This window comes from Micrococcus sp., assembly GCF_030523875.1.
In the GTDB taxonomy this organism is placed as follows: domain Bacteria; phylum Actinomycetota; class Actinomycetes; order Actinomycetales; family Micrococcaceae; genus Micrococcus.
Window position 1 is genome coordinate 1 of record NZ_JAUNHR010000099.1, and the last position, 6,727, is coordinate 6,727.

Sequence of the window (6,727 nt, forward strand, 5' to 3'; positions counted from 1 at the left end):
GTAGCCCACCAGGGTGGGCACGCGGCCGACGGCCTCGTCCTCCCCCTCGGCGGCGGCGACCTCGAAGGTCACCAGGGGCGCGCCGACGTCGAGCGTGGTGCCCTCGTCCGCGTGCAGCTCGGCGACCGTGCCCTCGAACGGGCTGGACACCTCGACGACGGCCTTGGCCGTCTCCACCTCCGCGAGGATCTGGTTCACCGCGACGGCGTCGCCCGCGCTGACGCGCCAGGCCACCACCTCGGACTCGGTGAGGCCCTCGCCCAGGTCGGGCAGTCGGAAGACCTTCGTGGCCATCAGCGGGCCCCCTTCCCCGCGGCGTGCTCGGCGAGGAACTGCTCGGCGGTCTGCGGCGCCGCGAAGGCGTCCACGGAGTCGAGCGCGTTCGGCCGGCCCATCACGCGGTCGATGCCGTCCAGGACGCGGTCCAGGTCCGGCAGGTGCACGTGCTCGAGCTTGGCGGGCGGGTACGGGATGTCCAGCCCGGTCACCCGCACGGGCGGGGCCTCGAGCCAGTGGAAGGCGCGCTCGGCCACGGTGGCCACGAGCTCCGCGCCGAGCCCGCCGGTGCGGGAGGCCTCGTGGGCCACCACCAGGCGGCCCGTGCGGCGCACCGAGGACTCGACCAGGCCGGTGTCCAGCGGGGAGAGGCTGCGCAGGTCGATCAGCTCGACCTCCACGCCCTCCTCGGCGGCCACCTCGGCGGCCTGCAGCGCGGTGCGCACCATGGGCCCGTAGGCCACGAGGGTGACGTGCGCGCCCGGGCGCAGGACCGCCCCGGTGGCCAGCGGCCGCGGGACGGCCTCGAGGTCGACCTCGCCCTTGTCGTGGTAGCGGCGCTTGGGCTCGAGGTAGATCACGGGGTCGTCCGAGGCGACCGCCGCGCGGATCATGTCGTACCCCTCCTGCGGGGAGGACGGCGAGACCACGCGCAGGCCCGGGGTGTGCAGGAAGTACGCCTCGGGCGACTCCGAGTGGTGCTCCGGCGAGCCGATGCCACCGCCGAACGGGATGCGCACGGTCACGGGCATGGGCACGCGGCCCTGCGTGCGGGCGCGCAGCTTGGCCAGGTTCGCCACGATCTGGTCGAAGGCCGGGTAGACGAACCCGTCGAACTGGATCTCCACCACGGGCCGGTAGCCGCGCATGGCCAGGCCCACGGCCGTGCCCACGATCCCGGACTCCGCGAGCGGGGTGTCCACCACGCGCTCGGGGCCGAACTCCTCCTGCAGGCCGTCCGTGATGCGGAAGACGCCGCCCAGGGCGCCGATGTCCTCGCCCATCAGCAGGACCTTCGGGTCGTCCGCCAGGGCCCGGTGCAGGCCGCGGTTGATCGCGCGGCCGAACGTCATGCGCTCGCTCACGCCTCCTCACCGCCCTCGAACTGCGCCAGGTGCAGGGCCAGCTCGCGCCGCTGGCGCTCGAGCTCCTGGTGCGGCTCCGCGTACACGTGCTCGAACAACGTCTCGGGCCCGGCCTCGATGAGCCGGGCCAGCGCGGCCCGCACGTCCGCGGCCAGGGCGTCGGCCGCCGTCGCCGACTCCGCCCGCACCGCCTCGACGTCCGCACCGAGGGAGGCCAGGTGGGCCTCCAGCCGGTCGATCGGGTCGCGCCGCCGCCACGCCTCGAGCTCCTCGGGCGCCTGGTAGCGCGTGGGGTCGTCGGCCGTGGTGTGCGGACCCATGCGGTAGGTGACCGTCTCGATGAAGGTCGGGCCCCCGCCGGCGGCCGCGCGCTCCACCGCGCGCCGCGTGGCGGCGAGCACGGCCAGGACGTCGTTGCCGTCCACGCGCAGGGAGGGGATGCCGAAGCCCCACGGGCGGTCCGCGATGTGCCGCCGGCTCTGCAGGCGCACCGGCTCGGAGATCGCCCAGTGGTTGTTCTGGCAGAAGAAGACCACCGGCGCCTGGTAGGAGGCGGCGAAGATCATGGCCTCGTTGACGTCGCCCTGGCTCGTGGCGCCGTCGCCGAAGTAGACGATCGTGGCGGCGTCGGAGCGGTCCCGGCTCACGCCCATGGCGTACCCGACGGCGTGGAGCGCCTGCGCGCCGATGATGATCTGCTGGGTGGCCACGCCGGTGGCCTTCGGATCCCAGCCGGAGAACGTGGACCCGCGCCACACGCGCAGCAGGTCCAGTGCCTCCACGCCGCGCAGCAGGGCCACCCCGTTCTCGCGGTAGGAGGGGAACACGAAGTCGTCCCCTCGGAGGGCCAGCGCGGAGCCCACCTGGGAGGCCTCCTGGCCCAGCAGCGGCGGCCACAGCGCCAGCTCGCCCTGGCGCTGCAGGTGCGTGGCCTCGGTGTCCAGGCGACGGATGACCGTCATGTCCCGGTGCAGACGGGCCAGCACGGCCTCGTCCACGTCCCCCAGCCACGGGTCCAGCTCCGGCTCGGCGTGGCGGACGCCCGCGGCGTCCAGCACCTGGAGCTGGTCGGGCGGGGCGGTGGGCGGAGAGGAGGCCTCGGCGCTCAGGTCGACGTCGGTCATGCTTCGGTCCTTCCGGTGGTCGCCCCCGGGTGCGGGGCGAGACGGTCACGCGCCGACGGGATGGCGCCGGGCGCACTGACTGTGATTCTAATCACGGGCGAGAGGGCCGTGTCAGCCCGTCCTCACGTCCACCCGGCGCCGCCCCGCACGGGGACCGCCCCGGCCCCGGCCGCGGGCTCAGCCGCGGCGCAGCAGGACGTCGACCGCGGCGTCCAGGTAGGCGTCCACCTGGGCCTCGTCGTAGCCCTCGCGGCCGGAGGCCGAGCCGAACGACGCGCGGCGCACCTCGTCCGCGGTGAGGTCGCCGTCGCCGTCGAGGGCGTCCCGCAGGCGGTCCAGGAGGGCGTCCACCTGGTCCACGTCGTACCCCTGGGCGTCGTCCGAGGAGGGACGGCGGAAGCGCTCGGCCGGTGCGCGGTCCGCGCGGGCCACCAGCTCACGGCTGTCCTCCGCGAGGGCGGCGGACCACGACTCGTCGCCCTGGAAGGACTCCCGCTCGCGGGCGGTGAGCACCTCCTCGAGGCGGTCCAGCTCGTCGTCCACCTGATCCGCGGCGTAGCCGCCCTCGACGGTGGCGAACCGGGCCTGGCGGACGTCCTCGGCCGTGAGGGAGCCCTCGCCGCGCTCGGCGCGGCGCGCGCGCTCGAGGAAGGCGTCCACGTGGCTGGGCTCGTAGCCGATCTCGTCCGACTCGACGTGGTCGAAGCTGGCGGCGTCGTGGGAGGTGGTCATGGGCGTCTCCTGAGCGGATCGGGCCCCGGTCCGGGGCGCGGGGTGGTGGGGTCAGAGCAGGGGCAGCGCGAGGACCGTGTAGGCCACGGGCGCCGCGAAGACCAGGGAGTCCAGTCGGTCCATGATGCCGCCGTGCCCGGGCAGGGCGGAGGACATGTCCTTGATGCCGAGCTCGCGCTTGACCATGGACTCGGAGAAGTCGCCGGCGGTGGCCGCGGCCACGGTGGCCGCGCCGAGCAGCGCGCCCGACCACCACGGCTGGCCGACCAGCACGGGCACCAGCACGGAGCCGACGGCGACCGAGCCGGCGAGGGAGCCCAGGGCCCCCTCCCACGACTTCTTGGGGCTGATGCGCGGGGCGATGGGGGTGCGGCCCCAGCGGTAGCCCACGATGTAGCCGAACGTGTCGTTCGAGACGACCATGAGCAGCAGGCACGCCACCATGAGGTTGCCTCGCGGCTGGTCCAGCAGGGCCACCGCGAAGGACAGCAGGAAGGGCGCCCACAGGAGCACGAAGACGCCGGCCAGCATGAACTGGCCGGTGGGCCGCCGCCGCGTGGCCGACGTCCACCCGCACATCAGCAGGATCGAGGCCACGAGGGCCAGGAAGAGCGCGGGGATGCCCCCGGTCCACGCCGCCAGGGGCATGGCGGCCGCCCCGATCCACAGGGGCGGGCGGGGCACGTCCATGCCGATCTGCCGCACGGCGACGGCGATCTCGCCGACCCCGCCGATCAGCAGGGCCACGACCAGGAGCACCAGCAGCCAGGGCAGCCAGACGAGGCCGACGAGGGCCGTCAGCAGCAGACCGACCCCCACGAGGACGGCGGACTTGAGGTCACGGCCGCCGCGTGGGGGCGCGGGGGTCTGCACGGAGGACGTCATGGTCGAGCGTCGGGAGCTGCCCGGAGGCTCAGACCTCGAGGAGCTCGGCCTCCTTCTTCTTGGCCATCTCCTCGATGGTGTCGGTGTGCTTCTTGGTCATGGCGTCGAGCTCCTTCTCGCCGCGCGTGCCCTCGTCCTCGCCGACCTCGCCGTCCTTGACGGCCCGGTCGATGGCCTCCTTGGCCTTGCGACGGGCGTTGCGCACGGAGACCTTGTGCTCCTCGGCCTTGTTCTTGACGAGCTTCACGTACTCCTTGCGGCGCTCCTCGGTGAGCTCCGGCATCACCACGCGGATGACCTTGCCGTCGTTGGACGGGTTGGCGCCGACCTCGGACTCGGACAGGGCCTTCTCGATGTTGCGCAGGGCGGACACGTCGAAGGGGGTGATGAGCAGGGTGCGGGCGTCCGTGGTGGTGAAGGAGGCCAGCTGCTGCAGCGGGGTCATCGCGCCGTAGTAGTCCACCATCACCTTCGAGTACAGGCCCGGGTTCGCACGACCGGTCCGCACGGACGCGAAGTCCTCGCGGGTGGCGTCGATGGTGCGGTCCATCTGCTCCTGGGCGGACTTCAGGGTGTCCTGGATCACGATCTCTCCTCGGTGGGGGTTTCAGGTCTGCGCCCATCCTACGTGGACGGGCCGGTCGGGGCCGGGGCGGCGGCGCCGCCGGCGGCTCAGGGGGTGACGGACGTGCCGATCGGCTCTCCGAGCAGGGCGCGGGTCACGTTGCCCGGGCCCTCCATGCCGAACACGCGCATGCTCAGGCCGTTGTCCTTGCACATGGTCATGGCGGTCAGGTCCATCACGCGGATGTCGCGGCGCAGGGCGTCGTCGTAGGTGAGGTGGTCCAGTCGCTGCGCGTCCGGGTCCTTCTTGGGGTCCGCGGTGTAGACGCCGTCCACACCGGACTTGGCCATCAGGACCTCGTCCGCGCCCACCTCGAGGGCGCGCTGGGCGGCCACGGTGTCCGTGGAGAAGTACGGCAGGCCGGTGCCGGCGCCGAACACCACCACGCGTCCCTTCTGCATGTGCCGGATGGCGCGCAGCGGGATGTAGGACTCGGCCACCTGCTCCATGTGGATCGCGGACTGCACGCGGGTGGAGACGCCGGCCTGGATGAGGAAGTCCTGCAGGGCCAGGCAGTTCATCACGGTGCCGAGCATGCCCATGTAGTCCGCCCGACGGCGGTCCATGCCGTTCTCGGACAGCTCCGCGCCGCGGAAGAAGTTGCCGCCGCCCACCACGATCGCGATCTCCACGCGCTCCGCGGCGGCGGCGATCTGCTCGGCGATCCCGCTGACGGTGTGCGGGTCCACGCCCACGGCGCCGCCGCCGAACACCTCGCCCGAGAGCTTGAGCAGCACCCGCCGGCGGCCGGTGTCCTCGGAGTCGACGGACGGGGTCGCAGGGTGCGGGGTGATGCTCATGGGTGCTGACGCTCCTCGGGCTCGCGGACGGCGTGCACCGGGAGGCCGGCGCCGCTGGGGTCGCCGTCGATCCTACCGGCCCCACCCCCGACCGACGACGACGCCCCGCCCCCTCCGAACGGGAGGGGACGGGGCGTCGTCGTGCGGGCACGGGGCGGGGCCCCGCGGCCGCGGAGGGGTCAGTTGCCCACGCGGAAGCGCGCGAAGCCGGTGACCTTGGTGCCGGCCTCGGAGGCGACCTTGCCCACGGTGGTCTTCGGGTCCTTCGCGAACGGCTGGTCCTCGAGGACGATCTCCTTGAAGAAGCCGGTCAGGCGGCCCTCGACGATCTTCGGCAGGGCCTGCTCCGGCTTGCCCTCGGCGCGCGCGGTCTCGTCGGCGATGCGACGCTCGTTCTCCACGGTCTCGGCCGGGACGTCCTCGCGGGAGAGGTAGGTCGGCGAGTACGCGGCGGTGTGCACGGCGATGTCGTGCGCGGCCGTCTTGGCCTCGGCGGAGCCGGCGTCCACGGCGAGCAGCACGCCCACCTGGGCCGGGAGGTCCTTGGAGGTCTTGTGCAGGTAGGCGTCCACGGTGGCGCCCTCGACGCGGGCGACGCGGCGCACGGCCACCTTCTCGCCCAGCAGCGCGCCCTCCTCGGTCACGTGGTCGCCCAGGGTGCGGCCCTCGTGCTCGGAGGCCAGCAGGGCGTCGACGTCGGCGGCGCCGGAGGCCACGGCGGCCTTCAGCACGACGTCGCCCAGGGTGATGAACTTCTCGGCCTTGGCCACGAAGTCGGTCTCGCAGTTGAGCTCGATCATCACGCCGACGCCGTTCTCCACGGTCGCGGCCACGAGGCCCTCGGCGGCGGAGCGGCCCTCGCGCTTGGTGGCGCCCTTGAGGCCCTTCACGCGGATGATCTCGATGGCCTTGTCGGCGTCGCCGTTGGCCTCGTCGAGCGCCTTCTTGACGTCCATCATGCCGGCGCCGGTGCGCTCGCGCAGGGCCTTGATGTCAGCAGCGGTGTAGTTCGCCATGCTCGTTCGGTCCTTCCCGATGTCTGGGGTCTAGCGGTGTCTGGGCGGGTCGGGCGGCGCGGGGGTCCCCCGCCCCGCCCGGCCCGGGGGCTCCCGCGGGGGCCGGGGCGGGCTCCGCCGCGGCCGGGGCGGCGGCGGCCTCGGCGGGCTGCCCGGCGGGCCGCGCCGCGGGCGGCTCGGCCTG

The 6,727-nt window shown here is 73.7% G+C and carries 8 protein-coding genes; all 8 read right to left on the reverse strand.

Features of this window, described 5'->3' with window-relative positions; translation table 11 throughout:
- A partial coding sequence (locus tag Q4D18_RS10420; RefSeq protein ID WP_303128103.1) for a biotin/lipoyl-containing protein occupies positions 1-294 on the reverse strand: 294 nt, incomplete at its 3' end.
- The gene (locus Q4D18_RS10425) at positions 294-1,349 is read right to left on the reverse strand and encodes an alpha-ketoacid dehydrogenase subunit beta (RefSeq protein WP_303128119.1); all 1,056 of its coding nucleotides are present in this window, start codon (positions 1,347-1,349) and stop codon (positions 294-296) included. The genes Q4D18_RS10425 and Q4D18_RS10420, both read right to left, overlap by 1 nt.
- Before the next feature lie 8 nt (positions 1,350-1,357).
- Positions 1,358-2,485: a pyruvate dehydrogenase (acetyl-transferring) E1 component subunit alpha gene (gene pdhA, locus Q4D18_RS10430; protein ID WP_303128106.1), complete on the reverse strand. Its 1,128-nt coding sequence runs from the start codon at positions 2,483-2,485 to the stop codon at positions 1,358-1,360.
- Positions 2,486-2,662: 177 nt separating this feature from the next.
- Positions 2,663-3,217 carry a DivIVA domain-containing protein gene (locus tag Q4D18_RS10435; protein ID WP_303128108.1) on the reverse strand — a complete coding sequence of 185 codons (555 nt, stop codon included), beginning with the start codon at positions 3,215-3,217 and terminating at the stop codon, positions 2,663-2,665.
- A 51-nt stretch (positions 3,218-3,268) separates the two neighbouring features.
- Positions 3,269-4,102, reverse strand: a complete 834-nt coding sequence (locus tag Q4D18_RS10440) for a phosphatidate cytidylyltransferase (protein WP_303128109.1) — start codon at positions 4,100-4,102, stop codon at positions 3,269-3,271.
- Between the two features lie 28 nt (positions 4,103-4,130).
- Entirely contained in the window at positions 4,131-4,688 is a 558-nt protein-coding gene (gene frr / locus Q4D18_RS10445) for a ribosome recycling factor (protein WP_303128111.1), read from the reverse strand.
- An 86-nt stretch (positions 4,689-4,774) separates the two neighbouring features.
- Complete coding sequence (pyrH, locus tag Q4D18_RS10450; RefSeq protein ID WP_303128113.1) at positions 4,775-5,527, reverse strand: UMP kinase; 753 nt, start codon at positions 5,525-5,527, stop codon at positions 4,775-4,777.
- A gap of 179 nt (positions 5,528-5,706) precedes the next feature.
- A complete protein-coding gene (gene tsf, locus Q4D18_RS10455; RefSeq protein ID WP_303128116.1) occupies positions 5,707-6,543 on the reverse strand; it encodes a translation elongation factor Ts in 837 nt (278 codons plus the stop codon).
- Positions 6,544-6,727 lie beyond the last annotated feature (184 nt).

Bases quoted from the DNA above. Each gene is read 5' to 3' on its own strand.
- pdhA (WP_303128106.1), bottom strand. From the start codon at position 2,485: ATGACCGACGTCGACCTGAGCGCCGAGGCCTCCTCTCCGCCCACCGCC.
- Q4D18_RS10435 (WP_303128108.1), bottom strand. From the start codon at position 3,217: ATGACCACCTCCCACGACGCCGCCAGCTTCGACCACGTCGAGTCGGAC.
- Q4D18_RS10425 (WP_303128119.1), bottom strand. From the start codon at position 1,349: ATGACGTTCGGCCGCGCGATCAACCGCGGCCTGCACCGGGCCCTGGCG.
- tsf (WP_303128116.1), bottom strand. From the start codon at position 6,543: ATGGCGAACTACACCGCTGCTGACATCAAGGCCCTGCGCGAGCGCACC.
- pyrH (WP_303128113.1), bottom strand. From the start codon at position 5,527: ATGAGCATCACCCCGCACCCTGCGACCCCGTCCGTCGACTCCGAGGAC.
- Q4D18_RS10440 (WP_303128109.1), bottom strand. From the start codon at position 4,102: ATGACGTCCTCCGTGCAGACCCCCGCGCCCCCACGCGGCGGCCGTGAC.